Raw genomic sequence first — 25,386 nt, forward strand, 5'->3', positions numbered from 1 at the left:
GAACGGAGGAATCATGCATCAGCGCACCCGACGCACCCTCGCGGCCCTCGTCGTGGTCCCCGTGCTCGCCGGCGTCGCCGCCTGCAGCACCGGTGGAGACGACGCCGCAGGCCCGAGCGACGGCGACGAGCAGGTCACCATCAGCGTCATGGGAAAGCCGGCGGCGACCAACACCGCAGCCGTCGAACTGTTCGAGCGGCAGGTCGCCGCGTTCGAGGAAGCCAACCCGAACATCACGATCGAGGCGTCGGATGTGCCGTGGGACGCGAAGACGTTCACCACCCGCTTGGCCGGCGGCAGCGCACCGACCCTGCTGCGTGTGCCGCTCACCGAGCCGCCCACTCTGATCGAACGCGGACAGGTCGCCGACATCGCGGATGTCGCCGCCGAGCTCGAGAGCTTCGACGACCTGAACCCGCGGGTGATGCAGTTCCTGGAGCGCGACGGTGCGGTCTACGGGATCCCCGAGAAGAGCTACGCGTTCGGCCTGGTCTACAACCGCGATCTCTTCGAGCAGGCGGGTCTCGACCCCGACAGCCCGCCCGAGACCTGGGAAGAGGTGCGCGAGTACGCCAAGCAGATCTCCAACGCCACCGGCAAGACGGGCTTCGGCGAGATCACGACCAACAACAGCGGCGGGTGGCACCTCACGGGGTACGACTACACGTTCGGCGGTCAGATGATCGAGCAGAAGTCGGACGACACCTGGGTCGCGGCATTCAACGACGACGCCTCGCGCGATGTCATGGAGCTGTGGAAGGCCATGCGATGGGAGGACGACTCACTGGGAGACAACGTCCTCGGCAAGCAGGAGGACCTGGTCGCCGAGTTCACCGCGGGCAACGTCGGCATGTGGGTGACGGCTCCGCCGGACGTCTACCCCAACTACATCGCGGCCGGCGGAGACCCGGCAGCCTTCGGTGCCGGCCCGATGCCCCAGGGCGGCGCGGACGCCACCCTGGCGGGCGCGACGGTGCTGATGGTGAACGGAACCGCGACCGAGGCCGAGAAGCGCGCCGCGGTCAAGTGGATCGAGTGGCGCGCGCTGCGCCCGAACTACGACCTCGAGGTCGCCGCCGAGACGGCTGAGGCCTCCGCGGCCGACGGCCTGCCGGTCGGCGTGCCGGTGGCGCCGATCTTCACCCAGGAGGCGTACGACGCCTACCGCGACGCGATCGCCGAGTACGTCAATGTCCCTGTCGAGAACTTCGCGCCGTACGTGGCCTCGCTCGACGCGTTCGAGTACGTGCCCGAGCCGGCGGTGGCCTCGCAGGAGATCTACGCGGCGCTCGACCCGGTTGTCCAGGCGGTCCTGACCGATCCCAACGCCGACATCGACGCCCTGCTCGACGATGCCGAGGCACGGGTCAACCAGATCCTGGCGCAGTACGCGTCATGACCCTGACCCCCGAACGCCTGAGCGGCACGGCGCCTCACCGTGCCGCTCAGGCGGCCGATCGTCCCCGAGTCACGCGGCGCGGCGGCGCTCGCCGCCGCGCCGCGTGGGCGGCACTGGCCTTCCTCGCTCCCACTCTGATCGTCTTCGGCTACTTCGCCTGGTGGCCGATCGCGCAGAGCGCCGTGCTCGCGTTCCAGCAGACCAACCTGGTGGACCCTGCCGAATGGGTGGGATGGCGCAACTTCGAGATCCTGTTCGCCGACCCGCTGCTTCCGCGCGCCGCGCTGAACACCCTGTGGTTCACCGTCCTCTCGCTCGCTATCGGCCTCCCGGTACCCCTGCTGTGCGCCGTCCTGATGTCGGAGCTCCGTCGCGGAGGCACGCCGGCACGCATCCTGGCCTACCTTCCCGTCGTCATCCCCCCGGTGGTCTCGGTTCTGCTGTGGAAGGTGTTCTTCAGCCCCGGTGAGACCGGGGTCGTCAACAGCCTGCTCGCCCTCGTCGGCCTCGGTCCGCTCCCCTGGCTGCAGTCACCCGAGCTGGCGATGCCGAGCCTCGTGATCGTCGCCACCTGGTCGGGCGCCGGAACCGCCATCCTCATCTACCTCGCCGCCTTGACCGGCGTGAGCACCGAACTGTACGAGGCCGCCGAACTCGACGGCGCATCCGTCTGGCAGCGCATCATCCACATCACGCTGCCGCAGATGCGCGGGGTGATCCTCGTCCTTCTGCTCCTGCAGATCATCGGCGCGATCCAGGTGTTCACCGAGCCCTACGTCATGACCGACGGCGGTCCCGCGACCGCCACGGTGACCGTGCTGCTCATGATCTACCGCTACGCCTTCTTGTTCGGCAACTACGGCGTCGCCACCGCGCTGAGCCTCCTGCTCGCGATCGTCCTCGTCATCGTGTCCGCGATCTATCTGCGGCTCACACGTTCCTGGAGTACCCGATGACCCTCACCACTCCCCCGCTTCGGCGCCTGCGCCGCGCCGCCACGCCGCGCGAGCGCGGCATCCTGTCCGGCTTCGACTGGCGCCGACCGCGCATCCTGGTCGGTTGGCGGGCGATGCACATCGTCTTGTTCATCGGGCTCGTCGCGCTCGGCGCGATCCCCCTGGTCTGGATGCTGCGCGCGGCGATCTCGACCACCACGGACCTCGTCCAGAACCCGCTCAGCCTCGTACCCGATCCTGCCAAGTGGGAGAACATCCCGACGGCGTGGACCCTGCTCGACATCGGGCACTACCTCGGCAACACGATCGTGCTCGTGGGCGGATCGTGGGTCGTTCAACTGGTCGTCTCGGCGACCGCGGGGTTTGCGCTCGCCGTGATCCGCCCCTGGTACGGCCGGTTCGTCTTCGGCGCCGTCCTCCTGACCCTCTTCGTCCCCGGCACGGTGACGCTCATCGCGCTGTACCTGACGGTGCTCGATCTGCCCCTGCTCGGGATCGGCCTCACCGACACCCCCTGGGCGGTGTGGCTCCCCGCGGGCGCCAACGCGTTCACGATCCTGCTGGTCAAGCAGTTCTTCGAGGACATCCCCCGCGACCTGTTCGAGGCGGCGCAGCTCGACGGTGCCGGTTGGTTCACCATCTTCTGGCGCATCGTGCTGCCGATGTCGCGGCCGATCCTCGCCGTCGTCTCACTGCTGTCGATCATGACGGCGTGGAAAGAGTTCCTCTGGCCACTCATCGTGCTGACGGATCCGACCACGCAGCCGCTCGCGGTGGCGCTGCCACGGCTGGCGCAGGCCACCGACCCCGCCTACCTGATCTCCGGCCTGCTCATCGCGAGCATCCCGCCGATCCTCATCTTCATCATCTTCCAGCGCTCCATCGTGCGCGGCATCGGCTTCTCCGGGCTGAAGGGCTGAGGCATGGTCGACCCGTATCGCGACCGCCGCCTGTCCCCGCATGAACGCACGACCGACCTCCTGGGGCGCCTGAGCGTGGCCGAGAAGGCCGGGCTGATGTTCCACACCGTCATCGAGTCCGGCCCGAACGGCACGCTCGTCGAGACCGCCGGTGCGCTGAGCAAGTCGCCCACGAGCACGGTTGTGCTCGACAAGCACATGAACCACTTCAACGTGCACGGCCTCGGCAGCCCGCGCGAGGCGGCCCGTTGGGCGAACGCGCTGCAGCGGCTCGCCGCACAGACCCCGCACGGCATCCCCGTGACGATCAGCACCGACCCGCGGCACGCATTCACCGAGAACGCGGGCGCCTCGTTCGCGGCGCGCGGCTTCTCGCAGTGGCCGGAACCGTTGGGACTCGCCGCCCTGGACGACGCCGACATCAGGTTGCACGCCGAGATCGCCCGGCGCGAGTACCTCGCTGTCGGGATCCGTATGGCTCTGCACCCTCAGGTCGACCTTGCGAGCGAACCGCGATGGGGTCGGCAGTTCCAGACGTTCGGCGCGGACCCAGACCGCACGATCCGTGCGCTCACGGCCTACCTCGAGGGATTTCAGGGCGCGGACCTCGGCCCCGATTCGGTCGCGTGCGTCACGAAGCACTTCCCCGGCGCAGGACCCCAGCAGGGCGGTGAGGATGCGCACTTCCCCTATGGCCGCGAGCAGGTCTACCCCGGGGGCAGGTTCGACGAACACCTCGCACCGTTCCGCGCGGCGATCACGTCAGGCACCGCGGGCATGATGCCGTATTACGGCATGCCGATCGGTCTCGAGCTCGACGGCGAAGCCGTCGAGGAGGTGGGCTTCGGCTACAACCGGGCGATCGTCACTCGGCTGCTGCGCGAGAAGCTCGGCTTCGACGGCGTCGTCGTCACAGACTGGGAGCTGATCCACGACAACGTCGCCCAGGGCCAGGTGCTTCCGGCGAAGGCCTGGGGCGTCGAGCACCTCTCGCCCGCGGAACGGATCATCAAAGTCCTCGACGCCGGGTGCGACCAGTTCGGCGGCGAGGAGTGCGTCGAGCTGCTCGTCGACCTGGTGCACTCCGGTCATGTGCCCGAGGCGCGGTTGGACGTCTCGGCACGGCGCCTACTCGAACTGAAATTCCGGCTGGGGCTCTTCGACGATCCCTTCGTCGACGAGGACGAGGCCGAGCGGATCGTCGGATCGGACGCGCATCGTGAGGCAGGGTTCCGGGCGCAGGCCTCATCCGTCACCGTGCTCCGCGACGGTGATCCGGAGACGGGACGGCTCCTGCCCGTGACGCCCGGGACGCGGCGCGTGTACGTCGAGGGCATCTCGCCCGAGGCCGGGCGCGAGCTGGGAGAGATCGTGGGGCGCCCCGAAGAGGCAGACCTCGCGATCGTGCGTCTGCCTGCGCCGTTCGATCCGCGCGACGACCTGCTGTTCGAGTCCCTCTTCCACCAGGGCTCGCTCGATTTCCGCCCCGGCTTGCTGGCGCGGCTGCGGTACATCGCGTCCGTCACGACACTGGTGGTCGACGTGGGACTCGAACGCCCGGCCATCCTTACCCCTCTCCTGCCGCTCGCCCGGGTACTCGTGGGCACCTACGGATCCAGCGACGAGGCGCTCATCGCGGCTCTGACCGGCCGCATCCCACCCCGTGGTCGGTTGCCTTTCGAGATCCCCCGCTCGATGGATGCGGTGCGCACGTCGCGCGAGGACGTGCCGAGCGACACCCTCGACCCGCTCTTCGCCGTCGGCTTCAGCGCGAGCGGAGCAGCGCAGTGAGCGGCACGTCCGTGCCGGACCGCGTGACGCGATTCGTCGAAGAGACCCTGCGCACGGCAGCGGTCGTGCGCACCGCGGCCGTCGAGATCGAGGCCTGGGCCGTGCCGGGCGAGCCGGTCCCGTTCGCGGATGCGGTGGGTCACGCGTTCACCCCGTTCGCGATCGGCGAGGCCTGGGGCCGACCGTGGAGCACGCTGTGGCTGCACGTGCGCGGAGCTGTGCCCGCCGACTGGACGCGGGACGCGCACCGGCGTGTGGAACTGGTGGCGGATCTCGGGTTCAACGGCCTGGCCCCCGGATTTCAAGCGGAGGGCCTCGCGTTCCGTCCCGACGGCACCGTGGTCAAGGGCATCTCGCCCCGGAACGCCTGGCTCCCCGTCGAGGGAGAGACGCTCGATGTCTACCTCGAGCTGGCCGCGAACCCCACGATCCCTCCCGAATCACACTGGCGCACGACGTCACTCGGCGCTCCGCCCGACGCAGGCGCACCCCCGTTGTATCGGCTGGAACGGCTCGAGCTGGCCCTGATCGACGGGCGCGCTGAAGAACTCCTGCACGATGTCGAGGTCCTCGCCGGGCTCGCCACCGAACTCGCGCCTGCATCGCCACGCGCCGCTCGGATCTGGCGCGCGCTGGATCTCATGCTGGACGCGGTCGATCCCGACGACCTCCCCGCATCCATCGAACGAGCGCGCGCGCTGCTGGCCCCCGTGCTGTCGTCCCCGGCCGCAGCGAGCGCGCACCGCGTCGTCGCCGTCGGGCACGCGCATATCGACTCCGCCTGGCTGTGGCCCGCGCGCGAGACCGTCCGCAAGTGCGCGCGGACCTTCTCGAACGTCCTCGATCTGCTCGAGAGGCACCCCGATCTGCGTTTCGCCTGCTCTTCGGCCCAGCAACTCGCGTGGATCGAGGAGCGCTACCCCGACCTTTTCGCGCGGATCGGGCAGAAGGTCGCCGAGGGGCGGTTCGTCCTCGTCGGTGGTCAATGGGTGGAGCCGGACACGAACCTGCCGGGAGGGGAAGCCACCGCGCGGCAGCTCATCGTCGGCAAGCGCTGGTTCCTCGAGAAGTTCGGCGTCGAGACCACCGAGGTGTGGCTGCCCGACACCTTCGGGTACTCCGCGGCGCTGCCGCAGTTGGTCCGGCTCTCGGGGTCGGACTGGTTCATGACCCAGAAGATCTCGTGGAACCAGACGAACCGGATGCCCCACCATTCCTTCTGGTGGGAGGGCATCGACGGCACCCGGGTGTTCACGCACTTCCCGCCCATCGAGACGTACAACGCCGAGCTCTCGCCCGCCGAGCTCACTCACGCCGAACGCACCTACCTCGATCACGGCACGGGCACGGTATCGCTCGCGCCGTTCGGCTGGGGCGACGGGGGCGGCGGCCCCACTCGCGAGATGATCGCCGCCGCGCATCGGCAGGCCAACCTCGAGGGATCGCCCCGGGTGGACCTGGGCACGCCGCGCGAGTTCTACGAGCGCGCCGCCGTCGAGAACACAGACCTGCCGGTGTGGTCGGGCGAGATGTATCTCGAACTGCACCGCGGCACCCTGACGAGTCAGTTGCGCACCAAGCAGGGCAACCGGCGGGTGGAGCGGATGCTGCACGAGGCGGAGCTGTGGGCGGCGACCGCCGTCGTACGCACCGGGCTCCCGTATCCGCGCGAGATGCTGCGCCGGGCATGGGAGCGGACTCTGCTGCTGCAGTTCCACGACATCCTGCCCGGCAGCTCGATCGCTTGGGTGCACCGGGAGGCCGAGGCCGACCATGCCCGGCTGCAACGCGAGTTGGACGCGCTCGTGCGCACCAGCATCCTCGCCCTGACCGGTGAGGGAGATCTCGCGCTCACCGCGAACTCGTCGACGCTCGTTCTCGACGGTGTGCCTGCGGGCGCGATCGAGGTCGCCGTCGCGCACGAGGCACCGACGACCCTCCTGCCCGCAGAGGACGGCGGATGGGTGCTCGACAACGGCGTCATCCGCGCCGAGGTGGACAGCGCCGGCCTGCTGCGATCGCTGCGCGACGCCACGGGGCGCGACGCGATCGCCCCCGGCGAGCGCGCCGGTCGTCTGTCGGTCCATCCCGATCGGCCCGACAAGTGGGACGCGTGGGACATAGACCGCCACTACCGCGCGCGGGCCGTCGACCTCGGGAACGCCGACGAGGTCGCCGCGACGATGGCCGACGGCGTAGCGCAGGTGAGTGCGACACGGTCCATCGGGTCGTCGACCATCGTGCAGACCGTGAGCCTGCGGCCGGGCAGCGGCGCCGTCGACATCACGCTGCACGTCGACTGGCAGGAGCGGCACCGACTGCTCCGGATGTACGTGCCCCTCGATGTGCACGCCGAACGGTCGAGCGCCGAGATCCAGTTCGGCCACGTCGAACGCCCCACCCATACGAACACCTCGTGGGATGCGGCGAGGTTCGAGATCGTGGCGCAGCGCTGGATCCACGTCGGCGAGCCCGGCTACGGCGTCGCGATCGCGAACGACTCCACCTACGGGCACTCCGTCGAGCGCGACACGCGTCCCGACGGCGGAACGACCACGACGGTCGGGCTGTCGGTGCTGCGCGCGCCCTCCTTCCCCGACCCCGACGCCGATCGCGGGAAGCACGACGTCGCCTTCGCCATCCGCCCGGGCGCGGGCATCCGTGAGGCGGCCGCGGAGGGGCACCGGTTGGACCGCGGCCTACGCCACGTCCGCGGGGCACGGGCGGTCGCGCCGCTCGTCCGCTCGAGTGAGCCCGACATCCGCGTCGAGACCGTCAAGCTCGCCGAGGACGGCTCCGACGACGTGATCGTCCGCCTGTACGAGGCGTCCGGCGGCCGCCGCACCACGACACTGCGCATCGATGTTCCCGATGCGCGTGTCAGCGAGGCGGACCTGCTCGAGCGAGAACTCAGCGGCGGCCGGGCGTTCGCGCCGGGCGAGGACATCGTCCTGACCCTGCGCCCCTTCGAGATCGTGACCCTGCGCTGCACGCGATAGGCGCGGGCACATCCTTCCCACACACAGAACCACCAGCGAATGAGGACGATGATGTTCGGAACTTCGATACGGCGGGCGACCGGCTGGACCGTCGCGCTCGCAATGATCACGGGAGCCCTCGTGCTCCACCCCGCTGCGCCGAGCAGTGCGACGACAGCGACCGCGTTCGACACCGTGCGTCAGAAGTACGCCGCGATGCTGACCGGCGGTTCGACCTTCGACGCCTCGGACCCCGACATCGCGGCCCGCATCGCGACCATCACGGCGGCGGGACAGCAATCCTGGACCTCGATGAAGAAGAATGCCGACCGCAACAGACTCTGGGACGACTCGCCCTTGGGCAACGACTCGGCCAGCCTGACCCGCACCTATCAGCATCTGCGCGACATGGCCCTCGCCTACGCGACCGAGGGTTCCACCCTGCAGGGGAACACGCAGCTCGAAGCCGACCTCATCGACGGACTCGACTGGATGGACACGAACGCGTACTACGACGGCAAAGCCCGGTACCAGAACTGGTGGCACTGGGACATCGGAGCGCCGTTGGCACTGAACGACATCGTCGCCCTGATCTACAGCGACCTCACCAGCACTCAGGTCTCGAACTACATGGCCGCGATCACGTTCTACCAGCCGACCGTCACCATGACCGGCGCCAACCGGCTGTGGGAGAGCCAGGTCATCACCATCTCGGGCATCAACGCGCAGGACGCCACGCGCGTCGCCGCCGGTCGCGACGGCCTGAGCGCACTCTTCCCCTATGTCACGACCGGCGACGGCTTCTACGCGGACGGGTCGTTCGTGCAGCACAATTTCTACGCCTACAACGGTGGATACGGCGCATCCCTTCTCGCCGGGATCGCAGACCTCATGTATCTGCTCGACGGGTCCACCTGGGAGGTGACGGATCCGAGCAGAGCCAACGTGTTCGAGTGGATCTACGACGCCTACGAGCCGTTCATCTACAAGGGCAATCTGATGGATATGGTCCGCGGCCGCGAGATGAGCCGGTTCGGCGCGCAGGACGACGATGCCGCGGTGTCGGTGTTGGCGTCCATCGTGCGGCTGTCCGACATCGCGGCGCCCTCAGACGCAGCCGCGTTCATGAGCATGATCAAGTCCTGGCTGTCGGCCGACTCCGACAAGACATTCCTGTCGAACGTGTCGGTCAATCTGATCGTGTCCGCGAAGAGCATCCTGGGCGACACCTCCGTGCCCGAGCGCGACGAGCTCGTGACGAATCGGCAGTTCACCGGCATGGACCGCACCGTCCACCTGCGACCGGGCTACGGCTTCGGCATCAGCATGGCCTCGAGCCGCATCGGCGCCTACGAGGCGATCAATGCCGAGAACGCCAAGGGATGGCACACCGGCGACGGGATGACCTACCTCTATAACCAGGACCTCAGCCAGTTCAACGACGACTTCTGGCCGACGGTCGACAGCTACCGCCTCCCGGGAACGACGGTTCTGAAGAACACGACCCAGCCCGCGAACACCCGGACCGACAGGTCCTGGGTCGGCGGCGCGAGCATCCTCGACCGATACGGCGTCACGGGGATGGACCTGCACCCGATCGGACGCACGCTGGAGGGCAAGAAGTCGTGGTTCATGTTCGACGACGAGATCGTCGCGCTGGGGGCCGGCATCACCAGCACCGACGGGATCGCGACCGAGACGATCGTCGAGAACCGCAAGCTGAACACCGCGGGAGACAACACGCTCACCGTCAACGGCACCGCCAAGCCATCCGCTCTCGGCTGGGCGAAGACCGAGGCCGGCGTGAACACCGTGCACCTCGCGGGGAGCGTGGCCGGCTCGGATGTGGGCTACTACTTCCCCGGCGGCGCGACCGTGAACGGGCTGCGGGAGCAGCGAACGGGCAATTGGAAGCAGCTCAACTCGGCATCGGGCTGGGCGAATAGCACGCCGATCACCCGCAACTACCTGTCCCTCGCGCTGGATCAGGGAACCAACCCGACCAACGCGGCGTACTCCTATGTCCTGCTCCCGAACAAGACGAGCGCGCAGGTGAACAGCTATGCAGCCGATCCGGGAATCACGATCCTCGCGAACTCCGCATCCGTTCAGGCTGTGCGCGAGAACGCGCTGAACGTCACAGGGATCAACTTCTGGAGGGACGAGCCGACGTCGGCCGGCGGAGTCACCTCGGACAAGAAGGCCTCGATCATGATGAACCGGACCGCAGACAGCGTCGAACTCTCGGTGGCCGATCCCACGCAGAAGAACGTCGGATACGTCTATCTCAGCCTCGACAGCCCGGCGACCGGAGTCATCTCGAAAGATCCCGAGGTCACGGTGCTGCAGTACACGCCGACCGTCGAGCTCAAGATCGACATGAACGGCGCGCGTGGCAAGAACATCAACGTCAAGCTCGCGCTCGGGGGAGCCCAGCAGCCCAACCCCGCACCGATCGCGGTGCCGGGCGTCTACGAGGCCGAGACGCTCCCGGTCCATGCGCTCACGAACTCCGTCACCGTCACCGACGACACGAACGCGAGCGGCGGCAAGAGAGTCGGCGTGAACAACACCGCGGTCGGCAACTACCTCGAGTACAGCGTCGACGTGCCGCAGGCAGGGACGTACGACGTCGTGGCCCGTGCCTTCAAAGTCGGCGGAACGGGCATCTACCAGTTGTCTGTCAACGGGACGAACGTCGGCAGCCCGCAGGACTTCTTCTGGACTCCAACGCCCGCTCAGAAGGACCTCACGTTCGGTTCCTACGCGTTCCCGGCGCCCGGAAGCTATCTGGTGAGACTGACGACGACGGGCAAGAGCAGCGCATCGTCCGGCTACAAGATGATGCTGGACTACCTCAAGCTGATGCCGACGGCAGGCGGCTGACCTCCCGTCGATCGATCAGGGCGGGCCCAATCCTCGAGCAACGCATCTCCGACGCGTTTCAACCTCAGAACCGCGCGCGATGGCAGAGAACCGCAGTATGTTGAGCGACCGTGACGAGAACCATCTTGGCGTACGGGTTACCCGAACCCACCCTCGACGCCCTTCACAGGGCCGTGCCAGACGGATTCGAGCGTACGTCTGACCGACGCTGGGTGAGCGAGCCACGAAACGAGATCAGGCGAATCCTCGAGTTCCAGGCGATCACGGGGCGCAGTACTCAGCGAGGTGGGGGTTCGGCGTCGACTTCGTACCGAAGGTCCGCGGCGGCCGCCCCTCGTGGAAGAGGACCGCCAAGAGCGCCGACTTCGATGTCACCATCGACCCGATCGATGACGCGGGCAGTGTCCCGCGGTGGTGCTCCATCGTCGCTACCGACTCCGGGCGACACGTCGACGCAGTGGCTCGAGACGTCTGGTCGACGGCTTCTCAAGACTTCTCCCGCGTGGTCGCTGTTGCACACCTGCTCGATCTCATGAACGCCCGAGCCACCATGACCTTCCGAAGATTCGGACCACACAACGATGTCCAGACGGATCTCACCCGCGGACTCCTGCAGATCGCTGTCGGGGACCTCGATAAGGGCATGGCCCTCGTGGGCACAATCTGCGAGCGATTCGACATCAGTCAGAATCACCCCGTCCTCATGAAAGCTATCGCGCATGCGCGCACGCTCTCTGCTCAGACGGCACAATGATGCGCCACTGATGACTCGACTAGCGCAGCCGCAGCCCGTCGAGCAGGAGGCGGACCATCGCGTTCGGTGATCCGTCCGCCGACGGCGCACGGTGACTGAGGTCGCCGATGGCCTGCAGCAGCTGAATCGGGTCGACGCCTGAACGCACCTCACCCGCATCCACTGCCGCATCCAGGAGCATCCGGATGGCCGGACCCAGCTTCGCGATGAGGTGGGCCGGCAAAGACTCGAACGCGGGGTCTCCGGAGATCAGCGCCGCTGAGAGGCCCTGCTTCGTGGCCACGAACCGGGTGAACCGCTCGACCCACCGATCGAGGGCCTCGCCCGGGGGGAGTTCGTCGAGCAGTTCCGCGGCAGCGGCGGCCGTGGCGTCGATCTCCGTCGTGAACACGGCGGCGACGAGCTCCGCGCGGTTCGGGAAGTGACGGTAGAGCGTCCCGACACCCACGCCGGCCTCCGCGGCGATCTCACGCGCGGGAGCATCGACGCCCGCGCGGGCGAAGACGACCCGGGCCGCGGCGAGGAGCGCGGCGGCGTTGTGCGCCGCATCCGCACGGGGTCGACGAGGCGCTGCTGCAGCCGATTCCACGGACACGTCGGCGAGACCTCCTTGCCAAACGGAACATCGTTCCGTATTGTGAGCGAGAGCGGAACGGTGTTCCGTATTCCACAGACTAGCGGAGGATCCCATGCAGTACCGCACCCTCGGCCGCACCGGCATCAAGGTGACCCCCTACGCCCTCGGCGCCATGATGCTCGGCTCGTACGGCAACCCGGACCGGCAGGAGGGGGTCCGGATCATCCGCCGCGCCCTCGATGCCGGGATCAACTTCGTGGACACGGCGGACCGCTACGGCGACTCCGAAGAGGTGGTCGGCGAAGCGCTCCGCGGCCGCCGCGACCAGGTGGTGCTCGCCACCAAGTTCTACGGTCCGGTCGACGACGACATCAACCACCGAGGCGCATCTCGCCGCTGGATCATGGATGCGGTCGAGCGCTCGCTCCGCAACCTCGGCACCGACTACATCGACCTCTACCAGCTCCACCGGCCCGACCCCGATACGGACATCGAGGAGACGCTCTCCGCTCTCACCGATCTGGTCCGCCAGGGCAAGGTGCGCGCCATCGGATCCTCATCGATGCGCGGATCCGAGATCGTCGAGGCGCAGTGGGCCTCCGAGCGGCGCGGCTTCGAGCGCTTCCGCACCGAGCAGCCGAACTACTCGATCCTCGACAGGGAGATCGAGCGCGAGATCCTGCCGGTCGCGCAGCGCTACGGGATGGGCACGCTCGTCTACAGCCCACTCGCCGGTGGCGCGCTCTCCGGCAAGTACCGAGCAGGGCGGACCAACGACAACTTCCGCGCCGGCACCGGCATGCAGCACTTCCGCGACGAGCGCCGGCTCGCCACGATCGAGCAACTCGTCGCCCTGGCGGATGAGGTCGGCATCCCCCTCTCGCACCTGGCGATGGCGTTCCCCCTCGCCCACCCGGGAGTGACGTCGGCGATCATCGGACCCCGCACGATGGAGCAGTTGGAATCCACACTCGCCGGCGCGGAGATCGCCCTGTCGGACGAGGTGCTCGACCGCATCGACGCGATCGTCCCGCCGGGCGAGAGCATCGGCGCGATGGACATGGTCTACCGCGGACCGGAGGTGGGCGACGCTGCGCTTCGCCGCCGGCCCGTGTCGGAACGGATGGAGGGTTGATCGGATGCTGGCGTCCCTGATGTGCAGGGGGTGCGTTTCGTCTCGCTGCGCTCGCTCAACGACCGGAGGGCTCAGGCGGGTTCGGTGACGCGGACGAGGCCGCAGTTCAGGCACGACCACGCGACGAGGAAGGCCGCATCGTCGAGGATCTCGAACCGCAGCGCGTCGCCGCAGGTGGGGCATACCCACGGGGGCTGTCGAGAGGTCATCTCTCGAGCGTAGAACCGCTCAACGCGGCATGGGTCGGCGCGAGATCAGCCGTCGATGCCGAGCAGCTGCTTCGCGGCGGCCACGGCCGCGGTACCGCCGAAGTCCGGATCAGCTCCCACCTTGACCTGCGAGAAGGAGATGTAGACACCGGGCACGGTCGTCGTGGTCGTCAGGCTGGCGCGATCGCCCACGGCACGTAGGAGACTCGCGATCCCGCCCGCCGCCTCAAGGCCCGCATCCGGAACATACTCCAGCCCGGACAGCGCGATCGTGTCCGTATCCGGCACGTCGCCGACACCGTTGTTCGGATCGACGGTCACACCGAAGACCACCGGTTCCGCTCCGATGGGCGACCCCCAATAGCAGCTCACGGAGCCGTCCTCGATGGTCTCGTCTGAAACATCGAGCCCCGCGATCTGAGCGGAAACCACCGCGCCGATCGCCCCGCACGAGGGGTAGCGCGACAGCACGCCCTCGACCGTGAACGAATCGCCTCCCCCGGCAGCCTGCGGCGAGGAGGGCTCCTCGCCCGCCGGCGCCGCGCTGGAATCGGGGTCACCCTCGGCAGGGGCCGGAGCGGCGGCGGCGCAGGATGCGAGCAGCGCAGCGCCGCATCCGAGCGCGAGGGCGGTCAGGAGTCGGGTGAACGGACGGGAGGTCGGCACGGAGGGAGCTTACAGACGGCGCCCAGCGGCCGAAGGGTTATCCACATCGTCGTAGAGTGGGCGCAATCCACACTGACGCATACCCCCTGGGGGTATGCTGGTCTCGGAACGGAGCACACATGATCCAGCGCATCGAGTTCGGCCGCACCGAGCCCAAGGCGGCCTGCGCCTGCGGCGGTCACGGCGACCGCCACGCATCGGAGCCGGCAACCGAAGGCTCCCAAGAGATCCTCGTCACCGGAATGACATGCGCGCACTGCGCGTCGGCCGTCACCCAGGAACTCACCGCCATCGACGGCGTCACCGATGTGTCGGTCGACCTGCAGGCCGGCGGCACCTCACGCGTCACCTTCCGCTCCGCATCCCCCGTCGACCCGCAGACGATCGCCGCCGCGATCGACGAAGCTGGCTACTCGCTGGCCTGAGTCGCGCCGCGCCCGCAACGCCCGCGAGACTGCTTTATCCGCATGAGATCACGGGTAATACCCGTGATCTCGTGGCGGAAATGCAGTCTCGCGGGATGAAGCGGTCGCGCGTCAGCTCACCGTCACGAGCGTGCGCTGCCAGCCGGACGAGCCGTCGGGAGCGATGGGCGCGGACTGCTCGATCTGCAGCTCGCCCGCGGCGTTGATCGCCCGCACCGCGATGTAATGAGAACCGGGCGCCGCATCCCACTCGAGCACCCACTGCACCCAGGCGTCCTTGTTGACGGGAGACGAGAGCGTGGCGCGCTGCCACTCGCCGTTGTCGATGCTCACCTCGACGGCGGAGATGCCGACGCCCTGCGCCCACGCCATACCGGCGATCGGTACTTTGCCCGCCGCGACCGGCTTGCCGATCTTCGGGGTGTCGACGCGCGACGAGAACTTGATGGGTGCGCGTTCGCTGTAGCCGCGCGGCGTCCAGTAGGCGGTGTCGGCCGCGAAGGTCGTGACCTTCAGCTCCTCGACCCACTTCGTCGCCGACACGTAGCCGTAGAGCCCGGGAACCACCATCCGCACCGGGAAGCCGTGCTCCAACGGCAGCGGTTCGCCGTTCATCGCGACCGCGAGGATGGCGTCGATTCCGGGGTCCGTGAGGGATTCGAGCGGAGTGGATGCGGTGAAACCGTCGACGCTGCGCGAGAGCACCATGTCGGCACCGGCTTGCACGCCGGCCGCGGCCAGGACGGTACGCACCGGCACGCCCAGCCACCGCGCGTTGCCGACCAGGTCGCCGCCGACCTCGTTCGAGACGCACGTGAGTGTGATCACGTACTCGTCGAGTCCGAGCGCGAGGAGGTCGTCGAAGCTCAACTCGACGCGCTTGTCGACCATCCCGTCGACGACGAGGCGCCACATGTTCGGGTCGACCGTGGGAACCGTCAGCGCGGTGTCGACACGGTAGAAGTCGGCGTTTGGCGTGAAGAGGGGGGAGATGCCGTCGACGTCGAGCTCCGCGCCCTGCGGGATGGGAACCGTCGTCTTCGGGGCCGGCAGCCGGAGCGCATCGCGGATCTGCCGGATGGATGCGGTCGTCGCGTTCAGCGCCCGAGCGCCGAGGCCCACCACGACGGCGGATGCGGCGACGATGCCGGTGAGGATGAAGAACCCGCGGCGGTCCATCTGCACCTCTGACGGCGTGGACTTCGGGCGCCGTTCGGGGGACGCGGGACGCGGTGCCGAGCCGCCGGAGGCCGCGTCAGGGCTCTCTTGAACAGAGCTCGCGGCGGCGGACGAGTTGCTGGCCGCGGGCGCGGCCGCGGGGGCGGGGGCGGGGGCGGGGGCGGGGGCGGGGGCGGGGGCGGGGGCAGCCTCGGCGAGCTTCCAGCGACGCAGGCGGCGGGCGAGCAGCACGAGCATCGCGATCCCGACGGCGGCTCCGGCGACGCACGCCACTCCGGCGAGGGCCCCCGCATCCGCGCGTGTGACGACGGCGGCGGTCGCGAGTGCGGCGGCGAGCGCGAAGAGCACGACGCCCCAGAGCGGCCGGAACGTCTCGACGATCCCGATGACGGCGGCGGCGATCACGACGGCCACGCCGAGTGAGGCGAGCAGCACCGGCTTGTCAGCGGTCCCGAACGTCGAGATCGCGAATTCCTTGAGAGGTCGCGGCACGATGTCGATGACGAACGAGCCGACCGCGATCAGGGGGCTGGTGCCCCGGGAGACGAGGGCGGCGACAGCCTCGCTCACCGCGAGGAAGGCCGCCGCCGCAACGACTCCGGCGAGCGAAGCCCAACCCCACGTCGTGCGCATCCGCAGTCGTGTCATGGTCGGTCTCCGCTCGCCGGTCCGGCGGATCACGCCGGAGTGTCGTCAGTGTTCAGGGATCACATGGGGGGCATCAGCACCGAGTCGATGAGGTACACGGTCGCGTTCTTGGTCTTCACGCCACCGCAGATGACCTTGGCGTCGTTGACCATGATGTTGTCACCGCTGCCGGTCACCGTCACGTCCTGACCCTCGACCGTGGTGTGCGTGCCGTCGATGTCGCTCGGCGCGATCTGGCCCGGGACCACGTGGTAGGTGAGGATCTTGGTCAGCGCCGCGCTGTCGGTCTTCAGCGAGTCGATGGTCGCAGCGTCGATCTTGCCGAAGGCCTCGTCGACGGGAGCGAAGACCGTGAACTCGCTGCCGTTGAGCGTGTCGACGAGGTTCACGTCGGGGTTCAGCTGGCCGCTGACGGCCGCCACGAGGGTGGTGAGCAGCGGGTTGTTGGATGCGGCCGTCGCCACCGGGTCGAGCGACATGCCCTCGACCGAGCCCGCGCCGCTCGGAACCATCGCGGCGTAGTCGGCGCAGCCGGCGCCGACGAGGTCGGAGGCGGCATCCATGGTCTTGCTGGGCATCGGAGCCGCCGTCGAGGTCTCGGGCGCCATGGTGCTCTCGGACGTGCCGGCAGATCCGCCCGCACAGCCGGCGAGTGCGAACCCGGCGACGGCGAGAAGGGTGAGGCCGCCGAACAGGTGCTTCTTGTTGGTGCGCATGATGTCCTCCGAATCAGAGAGTCGCTGTGTGCCGACTCGTTCAGAACACGCCCCGGTGCCGGGAGCGAGGCAGCCGCACTCTTGCGGCGTACATCATCTGTTCGGCGTGCTCCGTGAAACGGATGGGAAGAATTTCTAGCGGATGCGCGCGGCCCTCCCGGAGACCACGATTCCGCCGGTCTCGGTCACGTCCACATCGAGCACGCTCGGCCGCCCGACGTGCGCACCCTGGTGGATTCGGACGTGCCGCGGAGCGAGGCCGAGGCTGCGCAGGTAACCGCCCGTCGCCGCAGCTGCGGCGCCCGTCGCCGGGTCCTCGGTGACCGTGCCGACGGGGAAGATGTTGCGTGCGTGCCACTGCGTGTCGCTCTCGGGCCACAGCACGATGATCGTGGCCGGCCAGCCGTTCGCGTCCAGCAGGTGGCGCGCAGCGGCGGGGTCGAAGGCGAATGCGTCGAACACCGGGCGCTCGGCGAGCACGAGAAGCGGATGCCAGTTGCCGCCGTACGCGAGAGCGGGCGGATACGACGGATGCAGCGCGTCGCGATCGATGCCCAGCAGCGCGACGAGCTCGTCCAGCGTCTCCGGCGTCAGCTCCGCGGCATCCGGTTCGACGCTCGTGAACGACACGATGCGCCCTCGGTCGTCCGATCGCGTCGTGATCTCGATGCCGCCCACCGCGGTCTCGAAGACGAATCGACCGTCGCCCTCGCGCTCTGCGAGGGCCGCGGCCGTTGCGACCGTCGCGTGACCGCAGAAGGGCACCTCGGCGATCGGAGAGAAGTAGCGGATGCGGCGGACGCCGCCCTCATCCGTCGTCGCGAACGCGGACTCGGCGTAGCCGAGGTCGGCGGCGGTGCGCTGCATCCGCTCCTCGCTCCACCCCTGGGCGGAGCGCACGACCCCGGCCGGGTTGCCGCCCGTGGGGTCGTCGGAGAAGGCGGTCCAGTGCTCGATCTCGCTCACGGTGCCACGCTACCCACGCCCGGGCGCACCGGCTCCGGTCCACCCGGCCTTGCGTGGACCGGTCTGAGGTCAGCCCTTGAGGTCGGGGAAGTCGCTCTCGCGGAACTCGGAGCCGATGCGCTCGGATCCGGCCGCCTCCTCGCGCTCACGCAACTCGACACGGCGGATCTTGCCGGAGATCGTCTTGGGCAGCTCGAAGAACTCCACCCGCCGCACCCGCATGTACGGGGGCATGTGCTCGCGCGCGTGCGCGAGGATGCTGCGGGCGGTCGCCGCATCCGGTTCCACTCCCGCAGCGAGCGCGACGTAGGCCTTCACGACGTTCAGCCGCACCGCATCCGGGGCACCGACGACGCCGGCTTCGGCGACGGCCGCGTGCTCGAGCAGGATCGACTCGACCTCGAACGGCGACACCTTGAAGTCGCTGGCCTTGAACACATCGTCCGTGCGCCCGACGAAGGTCAGGAATCCTTCGGCGTCCCGGACGGCGACATCGCTCGTGTGGTAGTACCCGTCGTGCTCCACCTTGGCCGTACGCTCGGGCTCTCCGATGTAGCCGGGCGTGAGGTTCAGCGGCCGCACGGGAGCCGTGGGCAGACAGATCTCCCCCTCGTCGGCCACTTCGCCGGTGAGCGGATCCAGCAACACGATCTCGACGCCGGGAAGCGCGCGCCCCATGGATCCGGGCTTGAGCGCCACACCGGGGGTGTTGCCGATGACGGCCGTCAGCTCGGTCTGGCCGTAGCCGTCGCGGATCTGGATACCCCACCAGCGCTCGATCGTGGCGATCACCTCGGGGTTGAGCGGTTCCCCGGCCGACAGCAGCTCGCGGAGCGCCCGCGGCTTGTGCTCGAGGTCGGCCTGGATGAGCATGCGCCACACCGTCGGCGGTGCGCAGAACGTGTTGACGCCTGCGCGATCGAGCTCGCCGGCGAGCGCCACCGCGTCGAAGCGGCGGTAGTTGTAGACGAAGACGGTCGCCTCGGCGATCCACGGCGAGAAGAACAGGCTCCAGGCGTGCTTGCCCCAACCGGGCGCGCTGATGGTCATGTGCACGTCGCCGGGGCGCACGCCGATCCAGTACATGGTGCTGAGATGACCCACCGGGTACGAGACGTGGGTGTGCTCGACCATCTTCGGGCGCGAGGTCGTCCCGGAGGTGAAGTAGACGATCGCCGTGTCGGTGGAGTCCACGACGACCCCGGGGCGCTCGTCGGATGCGGCGTCCGCATCCGTGAACGAGGCCCAGCCCGCTCGGTCGCCGCCCACGACGACCCGCACGAGGTCGGGGTCGAGCGCGTCGAACTTCTCCGCATCCGCCGCATCCGCGATCACGACACGGACACCCGCGCGCTCGATGCGCTCGGCGAGATCGTCGGGGCCGAGCACGACCGAGGTCGGCAGGATGACGGCGCCCAGCTTCATGATGGCGAGCATCGCCTCCCAGAGCTCGACCCGGTTGTCGAGCATCAGCATCACGGCGTCGCCGCGGCGCACGCCCTGCTCACGCAGCCAGTTCGCGACGCGGTCGGAGCGTACGCGCATCTCGTCGTACGTGCGCGACGCCTCGCTGCCGTCTTCCTCGAGCACCCGCAGCGCGAGGCGGTCGTTGCCGAGAGCGATCTCGTCGAACCAGTCGACGGCCCAGTTGAAGTGGTCTCCCACATCGGGCCAGACGAACCCCGCGCGAGCGGCCTCGATGTCGTGGGAGTGGGCGAGCAGGAAGTCCCTGGCCTCGCGGAACGCGCGGCCGGCGGCGGAGTGGAGCATCGTGTCTTCGTTCTCGACGGGGAGAGGATGCGGCGCGCGCGAGCGGGCTCTGGCACCGTCCGGTCAGTCTAGGACGGCGTATGTGCGGGCCGCGGCATCCGTTTGCGCGCGGGGCCCGATAGCATCGGTGCGGTCGTCGCCGCCAGGGGGAGCCGACCGCACGGCACCGGGGGATTCATGGAGACGACCAGACGAGCACACCGTGGACGCCGCTCGGTTCTGCGCCGACGCAGAGCGCTCACCGCGGCCGTCGGCGTCCTCGCCCTGGTCCTGGTCGTCGTCGGTGTCGTGGCCGTCGTGCGCGCGGTGACCTCGGCGCCGACGCCGGCGGCTCAGGTGGCGGATCCGTCCACCCCGACACCGACGCCCACCCCGACGCCCACGCCCCTCACCGCGAGCCAGCAGCTTCTCGCCGACAGCGACGACCCGGCTGCGTGCGCCGTGAGCTTCGCCGGCGACGCGATCACCGAGCAGCCGCAGCTGCAGTCGCAGGGCAAGCTGTACGCCTACCTGCCGATTCCGCGCCGCGAGGGCGCCGTCTTCGCCGGGTGGTACGCCGCTCCCGCCGACGCGCAGGCCTTCACGATCGCGGCGCGCGTGAACGGCGCCGACGTCGTCACCTGCACCGACGATGAGATCACGCTCTACGGTGCGTGGAAGACTCCCGACGAGGTGGCGAGCGAGGACGTCGGCGTCCCGATCCTCATGTACCACCAGTTCACGGCCCGTCCCGAGGGCGAGGACGGCTGGCTGAAGGGCAACTACGCCTACATCAACGACTTCGACGCCCACATGGCCTACATCGCCGAGAAGCAGTTCTACCTGCCGACCTGGGACGAGCTCAGCGCCTTCATCGACGGCCGGCTCTTCCTTCCCCACCAGTCCGTGATCGTCACCGACGACGACGCCGACCAGACCTGGCTGGAGCTCGCCGTCCCCGTTGTCGAGAAGTACGGCGTGCTGACGACGTCGTTCGTCATCACCGCCGCGCGGCAGGCGCCGTCACCGGGACTGCATGTGCTCCAGCGCTCCCACACGCACGACATGCACACGGCGGGAGACAACGGCAAGGGCCGGATGGTCAACTACTCGGTCGACCAGATCGTCGCCGACATGAACACCTCCGCCCAGATCCTCGGCGCGAAGGAGGTCATGGCCTACCCCTACGGTCACTACAACGACACGGCCAAAGAGGGGCTGCGTCAGGCCGGCTACGAGATGGCTCGCACCATCGAACCCGGCTACGTGCACGCCGGCACCGACAAGCTCGCGCTTCCCACCGTGCGCATCAACTACGGGATGGGTCTGCAGGAGCTCATCAACCTGATCGGCTGAGACCGCCGGGTCAGACCTCCCCGGGCGAGATCGCCTGGCGGTCGATCTCCTCGACGAAGTACCGGGCGCGCGAGGGAGCCGGGCGCGGCGACGAAGCGCTGCGGGGTGCGTACACCACCAGCGAGTGGAACAGGAAGCGCACCACGAAGGCCGCCACGAGGGTGACCGCGGTGGCGATGACCACCGAGATGTGCCACGTAGAGATCATCAGCGTCGTGATCGGGATGCGGATCAGCAGCTCGATGTTGTTGAACGAGAACGACTTCGCGAACCTGCTGCCGATGCCGGACGCCTGCTCTCGCATGTCCTGGAAGACGAACCGCTCCTGCAGCAGGAAGTTGGCGATGATCGTCGTCTCCGCCGCGATGATCATCGCCGCGAGGTCCGTGATGCCGGCGTGCGAGAGCAGCCAGACGATCGCGACATTGGCCACCGCCCCCAGCGCGCCGATGAGCGCGAAGGCGGACATCTTGCCGAAGCGGAGCATGGCCAGCTGCGCCAGGAACGAGATGCCTTGCGAGAACGAGGCCTTCGAGGCGCCCGCGAACCGGTCCGCGAACGCGAACGGGATCTCGGCGACCCGCAGCGAACGACGCGCGAGGATCTCGAGGAGGATCTTGAAGCCGCGCGGGCGCAGCTGATCGAGATCGATGGCGCGACGATCGACGAGGAAGAACCCCGTCATCGGGTCGGTGACCTCGCGCAGGCGGATCGGGAACATGGCTTTCGTCACGGCGGTCGAGCCGCGCGAGACGATGACACGCGAACGGTCGGCGAGACCACCCGCGGTGCCATCGGCGGTGTAGCGCGAGGCCACCACGACGTCCACGTCACCGTGGAGGTAACGCGCAACCAGGCGCGCGATGTCCTCCGGCGGATGCTGCAGGTCGCCGTCCATGACGATGCACACGTCGCTGGGCGCCGCATCCAGACCCGCGACGACGGCTCCGCTCAGACCGCCCGCCGGGTCGTCGCGATGGATGAGTCGAACGGGGATGCTGGCGGTGGCCGCCACGCGTCGGATGACGTCGGGCGTCTCGTCCGTGCTGTCGTCGACGAAGAGGATGTCGACGCTGAAGCCCTTCGCGGTTGCGGCGACCCGACGCACGAGTTCTGCCACGTTGGGCGCCTCGTTGAACGTCGGGACGATGACCGTGACCTGCATGTGCACCGCCTGATGGAAGCTGTGAACGCCCGAGTGCGGGCGACATTGCTCATCCTGGCACGCTCGTGATGTCAATTCCCTGGGGTTGAGCATCCACATAGGAATCCGCTAGCCAACTCGTAACCACCCGATCACGGGCCGTTTACCCGTACGCTGGAATCCATGAGCGAAACGGGATCCGGCATCACGATGTTCGGCGCCGAGTGGTGCCGCGACTGCCGCCGCACGAAGGCTCAGCTCGATGAGCTGGGCGTGGAGTACACCTACGTCGACCTCGAGGCCGACCCCGCCGCCGCGGAGGTCGCCCGCGAGATCTCCGGCCGCACCAACATCCCCGTGGTGGTCTATCCCGACGCGACCCACCACGTCGAGCCGTCCAACGCGGACGTCGATACGAAGCTACGCGAGCTGTCGATCATCTGAGCGGGATGGCGCCCCGTCGGGGCGTGGGACCGCTCCCCGTACACTGATTCCGGCTTCCGCCGGAATCAGCACGTGAACCGCACTCCTTCCCCCGCATCCCGCCGAGACATCCAGGGCCTGCGCGCCCTCGCTGTGCTCGCGGTCGTCGGCGCCCATGCCGCGGGCTGGCCCCGCGGCGGGTTCGTGGGTGTCGATGTGTTCTTCGTCATCTCCGGCTTCCTGATCACCGGCCTGCTGCTGCGCGAGGTCGAGACGACGGGACGCGTGCGCCTCGCCCGCTTCTACGGGCGGCGAGCGCGGCGATTGCTGCCGGCGGCCGCCGTCGTCCTCGCCCTGACGGTCGGCGCGGGCTTCGTCGTGTTCAACGCCGTCGTCGCTGAGCGCACACTTCACGACGCGGTGTGGTCCATGCTCTTCGCGGCGAACTGGCACTTCGCGGCGGACGGCACCGACTACTTCCACGCGACGGATGCGGCCTCCGCGCTGCAGCACTTCTGGTCGCTCTCGGTCGAGGAGCAGTTCTACCTCGTGTGGCCCGGGGTCGTCGCGCTGAGCCTCCTGGTGCTGCCCACCGCCGCGTGGCGCGGACGGCACGGACGTCTCACCGTCGGGGCGATCGCGGCGGTGATCGTGCTCGCCTCGGCGGCGTGGGCCGCATCCCAGACGGCGTCCGAGCCGACCGTCGCCTACTTCTCCACGCTCACTCGCGCATGGGAGCTCGGAGCGGGAGCCGTGCTGGCCGCCGCAGCACCGCTCCTGTCCCGCATCCCGAGGGCCGTCGGCGGGGTCATGGGTTGGGTCGGCCTCGCAGGCATCGTCACCGCCTTCGCGGTGATCGATCCGGCCGCAGGCGGCTTTCCTGCCCCCTGGGCCGCGCTGCCCGTCGCGGCCACGGCCCTCGTGCTGGCGGGTGGTGTCGGCGGTGACCCGCGCCACCGACACCTGTTCCCGCTGACGAATCCCGTCAGCGTCTTCGTCGGCGACATGTCGTACTCGCTGTACCTGTGGCACTTTCCGGTCATCGTGCTCGCCTCGGTCGTGCTCGCCGGACGCGACGACGCGCTCTGGCTCACGCTGGGGGCGATCACCGTCCTGTCGCTGGCGACCTACCTGATCGTCGAGCAGCCGCTGCGGTATGCACCACTCGCGCCGCGAGCGGATGCGGCCGAGCCCACTACGCCGGAGCCGATCACCCCTCAGCCGGCCACCCTTCCGGCCATACCCGCCGCGCCGCGACCGCGCGTCGTGGCCACACGCCCCGCGGGATGGACGCCGGGCACCCGGTACTACCCCGGCTCGCCTCGGCCGCTCCCGCTCGCCGCCGACCTTGTTCTCGAGCCGGCACTCGCCGATCCCGATCCCGAACCCGTAATCGTGCCGATCGACGCGGTCGACGTCTCGCCCGACGAACAGGAGAACGACGAACGGTCTCCCTGGAAGGCCTGGCGGGCCCGCTTCGGAGCGCAGATCGCCCTCGCCTCATCGGGCCTCGGCATCGCCGTCCTGGCCGCCGTGCTCGTGGCGCAGAGCATCTTCGGCGCACCGGTGATCGGACCGCTCACGCCGCCCGCCGAGACGCAGGCGGATGGCGGCGACGATCCGATCACCGCCGTGCAGAACGAGCTGGCGGCCGCTGCATCCGCCACGGCATGGCCTGCACTGTCGCCGTCCCTGGACACCGTGATCGCCCGCGGCTCGGCGGACAACCCGGCACGGGACTGCTTCGCGCCCGACGTGGCACCGGATGCGGGCCGGTGCAGCTGGGGGTCCGAGCAGGCCGCCACCCGCATCTACCTCGTCGGCGACTCGACCGCCATGGCGTACGCCCCCGCATTCAAGAAGATGGCGGAGGACAGCGGCGGCGCCATCCGCGTGACGACCGTCGGGCTCTACGGCTGCCGGTTCACCGAGGTGGCCGTGCAGAACGACGGCGCGGGCGTCATGGCAGCCTGCGAGCAGCGCAAGGCCGACGTGCGCGCCATGGTTCTCGCCGACGCCCCGAACGTCGTCGTGATGAGCAACGCCTACACGCTCGGCCATACCCCGGACGGGCAGGACCTGAGCGCCGACACGCTCATCGCGTCGCAGCAGGCGGAGGCCGCCGGCTACGACGCGCCGGGACGGATCGTCCATCTCGCGCCTCCGCCGGAGGGCGCCGATCTCGCTCGCTGCTACTCGCCGCTGACCTCGCCCTACGACTGCGCGAGCGCGGTGTCGCCGACCTGGCAGCAGATGGAGGCGCTGGCGGAACGTGCGGCTGCCGCATCCGGTGATCACGCGATCAGCTCCCTGCCGTTCAGCTGCTGGGAGGGCGTGTGCCCCGCGTTCGCGGGGACGCTGCCGGTCAAGTACGACCAGACGCACCTCACCGTGCCATTCGCGGAGCACATCGCCCCGATTCTGCGGGCATCTCTGGCCACCGCAGGACTTCTCTGAGCGACGGCAGTGACGGTGGGACCTAGGTCCCTATTCGCACCCGTGCGAGCGG

19 protein-coding genes are annotated in these 25,386 nt (G+C 68.9%); 11 read left to right on the plus strand and 8 right to left on the minus strand.

Annotated features, from left to right (window positions below):
• Positions 1–13: 13 nt before the first annotated feature.
• From ACYVJS_RS06310 to ACYVJS_RS06335, 6 genes are read left to right on the plus strand one after another with little or no spacing between them, the layout of a single operon-like run.
• Positions 14–1,399 (plus strand): ABC transporter substrate-binding protein, encoded by a 1,386-nt coding sequence (locus ACYVJS_RS06310; protein WP_460738783.1) that lies wholly within the window; start codon positions 14–16, stop codon positions 1,397–1,399.
• Entirely contained in the window at positions 1,396–2,355 is a 960-nt protein-coding gene (locus ACYVJS_RS06315; protein ID WP_460738785.1) for a carbohydrate ABC transporter permease, read from the plus strand. The genes ACYVJS_RS06310 and ACYVJS_RS06315 overlap by 4 nt, the downstream gene beginning before the upstream one ends.
• On the plus strand, positions 2,352–3,275 hold the full coding sequence (locus tag ACYVJS_RS06320; protein WP_460738787.1) for a carbohydrate ABC transporter permease: 924 nt from the start codon (positions 2,352–2,354) through the stop codon (positions 3,273–3,275). Before ACYVJS_RS06315 ends, ACYVJS_RS06320 begins: the two co-directional genes overlap by 4 nt.
• A 3-nt stretch (positions 3,276–3,278) precedes the next feature.
• A complete protein-coding gene (locus ACYVJS_RS06325; protein WP_460738789.1) occupies positions 3,279–5,066 on the plus strand; it encodes a glycoside hydrolase family 3 protein in 1,788 nt (595 codons plus the stop codon).
• Positions 5,063–8,065 carry an alpha-mannosidase gene (locus ACYVJS_RS06330; protein ID WP_460738791.1) on the plus strand — a complete coding sequence of 1,001 codons (3,003 nt, stop codon included), beginning with the start codon at positions 5,063–5,065 and terminating at the stop codon, positions 8,063–8,065. The genes ACYVJS_RS06325 and ACYVJS_RS06330 overlap by 4 nt, the downstream gene beginning before the upstream one ends.
• Before the next feature lie 48 nt (positions 8,066–8,113).
• Positions 8,114–10,930 carry a polysaccharide lyase family 8 super-sandwich domain-containing protein gene (locus tag ACYVJS_RS06335; protein ID WP_460738793.1) on the plus strand — a complete coding sequence of 939 codons (2,817 nt, stop codon included), beginning with the start codon at positions 8,114–8,116 and terminating at the stop codon, positions 10,928–10,930.
• A gap of 773 nt (positions 10,931–11,703) precedes the next feature.
• On the opposite strand, the gene ACYVJS_RS06340 is transcribed toward ACYVJS_RS06335, so the two are convergent.
• Entirely contained in the window at positions 11,704–12,279 is a 576-nt protein-coding gene (locus tag ACYVJS_RS06340; RefSeq protein WP_460738794.1) for a TetR/AcrR family transcriptional regulator, read from the minus strand.
• 94 nt (positions 12,280–12,373) lie between these two features.
• Between ACYVJS_RS06340 and ACYVJS_RS06345 the strand changes: the two genes are divergently transcribed.
• Positions 12,374–13,396 carry an aldo/keto reductase gene (locus ACYVJS_RS06345; protein WP_460738796.1) on the plus strand — a complete coding sequence of 341 codons (1,023 nt, stop codon included), beginning with the start codon at positions 12,374–12,376 and terminating at the stop codon, positions 13,394–13,396.
• A 71-nt stretch (positions 13,397–13,467) separates the two neighbouring features.
• Here ACYVJS_RS06345 and ACYVJS_RS06350 read toward each other — a convergent pair whose 3' ends face one another.
• Positions 13,468–13,605: a hypothetical protein gene (locus ACYVJS_RS06350; RefSeq protein WP_460738798.1), complete on the minus strand. Its 138-nt coding sequence runs from the start codon at positions 13,603–13,605 to the stop codon at positions 13,468–13,470.
• Positions 13,606–13,650: 45 nt separating this feature from the next.
• Positions 13,651–14,271, minus strand: coding sequence for a hypothetical protein (locus ACYVJS_RS06355; protein WP_460738800.1), 621 nt, complete (start codon positions 14,269–14,271; stop codon positions 13,651–13,653).
• 119 nt (positions 14,272–14,390) lie between these two features.
• On the opposite strand from ACYVJS_RS06355, the gene ACYVJS_RS06360 reads away from it, so the two are divergent.
• The gene (locus ACYVJS_RS06360) at positions 14,391–14,696 is read left to right on the plus strand and encodes a heavy-metal-associated domain-containing protein (RefSeq protein WP_460738802.1); all 306 of its coding nucleotides are present in this window, start codon (positions 14,391–14,393) and stop codon (positions 14,694–14,696) included.
• Positions 14,697–14,807: 111 nt separating this feature from the next.
• On the opposite strand, the gene ACYVJS_RS06365 is transcribed toward ACYVJS_RS06360, so the two are convergent.
• The 4 genes from ACYVJS_RS06365 to ACYVJS_RS06380 form a co-directional block, all read right to left on the minus strand.
• The gene (locus ACYVJS_RS06365) at positions 14,808–16,523 is read right to left on the minus strand and encodes a molybdopterin-dependent oxidoreductase (protein ID WP_460738804.1); all 1,716 of its coding nucleotides are present in this window, start codon (positions 16,521–16,523) and stop codon (positions 14,808–14,810) included.
• A 59-nt stretch (positions 16,524–16,582) separates the two neighbouring features.
• Entirely contained in the window at positions 16,583–17,239 is a 657-nt protein-coding gene (locus ACYVJS_RS06370) for a fasciclin domain-containing protein (protein WP_460738806.1), read from the minus strand.
• Positions 17,240–17,374: 135 nt separating this feature from the next.
• Positions 17,375–18,205, minus strand: coding sequence for a PhzF family phenazine biosynthesis protein (locus ACYVJS_RS06375; protein WP_460738808.1), 831 nt, complete (start codon positions 18,203–18,205; stop codon positions 17,375–17,377).
• Between the two features lie 69 nt (positions 18,206–18,274).
• Complete coding sequence (locus ACYVJS_RS06380; RefSeq protein WP_460738809.1) at positions 18,275–19,975, minus strand: AMP-binding protein; 1,701 nt, start codon at positions 19,973–19,975, stop codon at positions 18,275–18,277.
• Between the two features lie 177 nt (positions 19,976–20,152).
• Here ACYVJS_RS06380 and ACYVJS_RS06385 point away from each other — a divergent pair, with 177 nt between their 5' ends.
• Positions 20,153–21,310 carry a polysaccharide deacetylase family protein gene (locus ACYVJS_RS06385; RefSeq protein ID WP_460738811.1) on the plus strand — a complete coding sequence of 386 codons (1,158 nt, stop codon included), beginning with the start codon at positions 20,153–20,155 and terminating at the stop codon, positions 21,308–21,310.
• A gap of 10 nt (positions 21,311–21,320) precedes the next feature.
• Here the strand turns inward: ACYVJS_RS06385 and ACYVJS_RS06390 are convergent, their stop codons facing one another.
• The gene (locus ACYVJS_RS06390; protein WP_460738813.1) at positions 21,321–22,475 is read right to left on the minus strand and encodes a glycosyltransferase; all 1,155 of its coding nucleotides are present in this window, start codon (positions 22,473–22,475) and stop codon (positions 21,321–21,323) included.
• A 162-nt stretch (positions 22,476–22,637) separates the two neighbouring features.
• On the opposite strand from ACYVJS_RS06390, the gene ACYVJS_RS06395 reads away from it, so the two are divergent.
• Together ACYVJS_RS06395 and ACYVJS_RS06400 are read left to right on the plus strand one after the other, a co-directional pair.
• Positions 22,638–22,898, plus strand: a complete 261-nt coding sequence (locus ACYVJS_RS06395) for a glutaredoxin family protein (RefSeq protein ID WP_460738815.1) — start codon at positions 22,638–22,640, stop codon at positions 22,896–22,898.
• 72 nt (positions 22,899–22,970) lie between these two features.
• On the plus strand, positions 22,971–25,334 hold the full coding sequence (locus tag ACYVJS_RS06400) for an acyltransferase family protein (protein WP_460738817.1): 2,364 nt from the start codon (positions 22,971–22,973) through the stop codon (positions 25,332–25,334).
• Positions 25,335–25,386 lie beyond the last annotated feature (52 nt).

Source organism: Microbacterium neimengense, from assembly GCF_054782995.1.

What these genes read in the sequence shown, in the direction of transcription:
- ACYVJS_RS06350 (WP_460738798.1), bottom strand. Translation starts at nt 13,605, where the DNA reads ATGACCTCTCGACAGCCCCCGTGGGTATGCCCCACCTGCGGCGACGCG.
- ACYVJS_RS06385 (WP_460738811.1), top strand. Translation starts at nt 20,153, where the DNA reads ATGGAGACGACCAGACGAGCACACCGTGGACGCCGCTCGGTTCTGCGC.
- ACYVJS_RS06310 (WP_460738783.1), top strand. Translation starts at nt 14, where the DNA reads ATGCATCAGCGCACCCGACGCACCCTCGCGGCCCTCGTCGTGGTCCCC.
- ACYVJS_RS06360 (WP_460738802.1), top strand. Translation starts at nt 14,391, where the DNA reads ATGATCCAGCGCATCGAGTTCGGCCGCACCGAGCCCAAGGCGGCCTGC.
- ACYVJS_RS06370 (WP_460738806.1), bottom strand. Translation starts at nt 17,239, where the DNA reads ATGCGCACCAACAAGAAGCACCTGTTCGGCGGCCTCACCCTTCTCGCC.
- ACYVJS_RS06315 (WP_460738785.1), top strand. Translation starts at nt 1,396, where the DNA reads ATGACCCTGACCCCCGAACGCCTGAGCGGCACGGCGCCTCACCGTGCC.
- ACYVJS_RS06335 (WP_460738793.1), top strand. Translation starts at nt 8,114, where the DNA reads ATGATGTTCGGAACTTCGATACGGCGGGCGACCGGCTGGACCGTCGCG.
- ACYVJS_RS06390 (WP_460738813.1), bottom strand. Translation starts at nt 22,475, where the DNA reads ATGCAGGTCACGGTCATCGTCCCGACGTTCAACGAGGCGCCCAACGTG.
- ACYVJS_RS06345 (WP_460738796.1), top strand. Translation starts at nt 12,374, where the DNA reads ATGCAGTACCGCACCCTCGGCCGCACCGGCATCAAGGTGACCCCCTAC.
- ACYVJS_RS06320 (WP_460738787.1), top strand. Translation starts at nt 2,352, where the DNA reads ATGACCCTCACCACTCCCCCGCTTCGGCGCCTGCGCCGCGCCGCCACG.
- ACYVJS_RS06395 (WP_460738815.1), top strand. Translation starts at nt 22,638, where the DNA reads ATGAGCGAAACGGGATCCGGCATCACGATGTTCGGCGCCGAGTGGTGC.
- ACYVJS_RS06365 (WP_460738804.1), bottom strand. Translation starts at nt 16,523, where the DNA reads ATGACACGACTGCGGATGCGCACGACGTGGGGTTGGGCTTCGCTCGCC.
- ACYVJS_RS06325 (WP_460738789.1), top strand. Translation starts at nt 3,279, where the DNA reads ATGGTCGACCCGTATCGCGACCGCCGCCTGTCCCCGCATGAACGCACG.
- ACYVJS_RS06380 (WP_460738809.1), bottom strand. Translation starts at nt 19,975, where the DNA reads ATGCTCCACTCCGCCGCCGGCCGCGCGTTCCGCGAGGCCAGGGACTTC.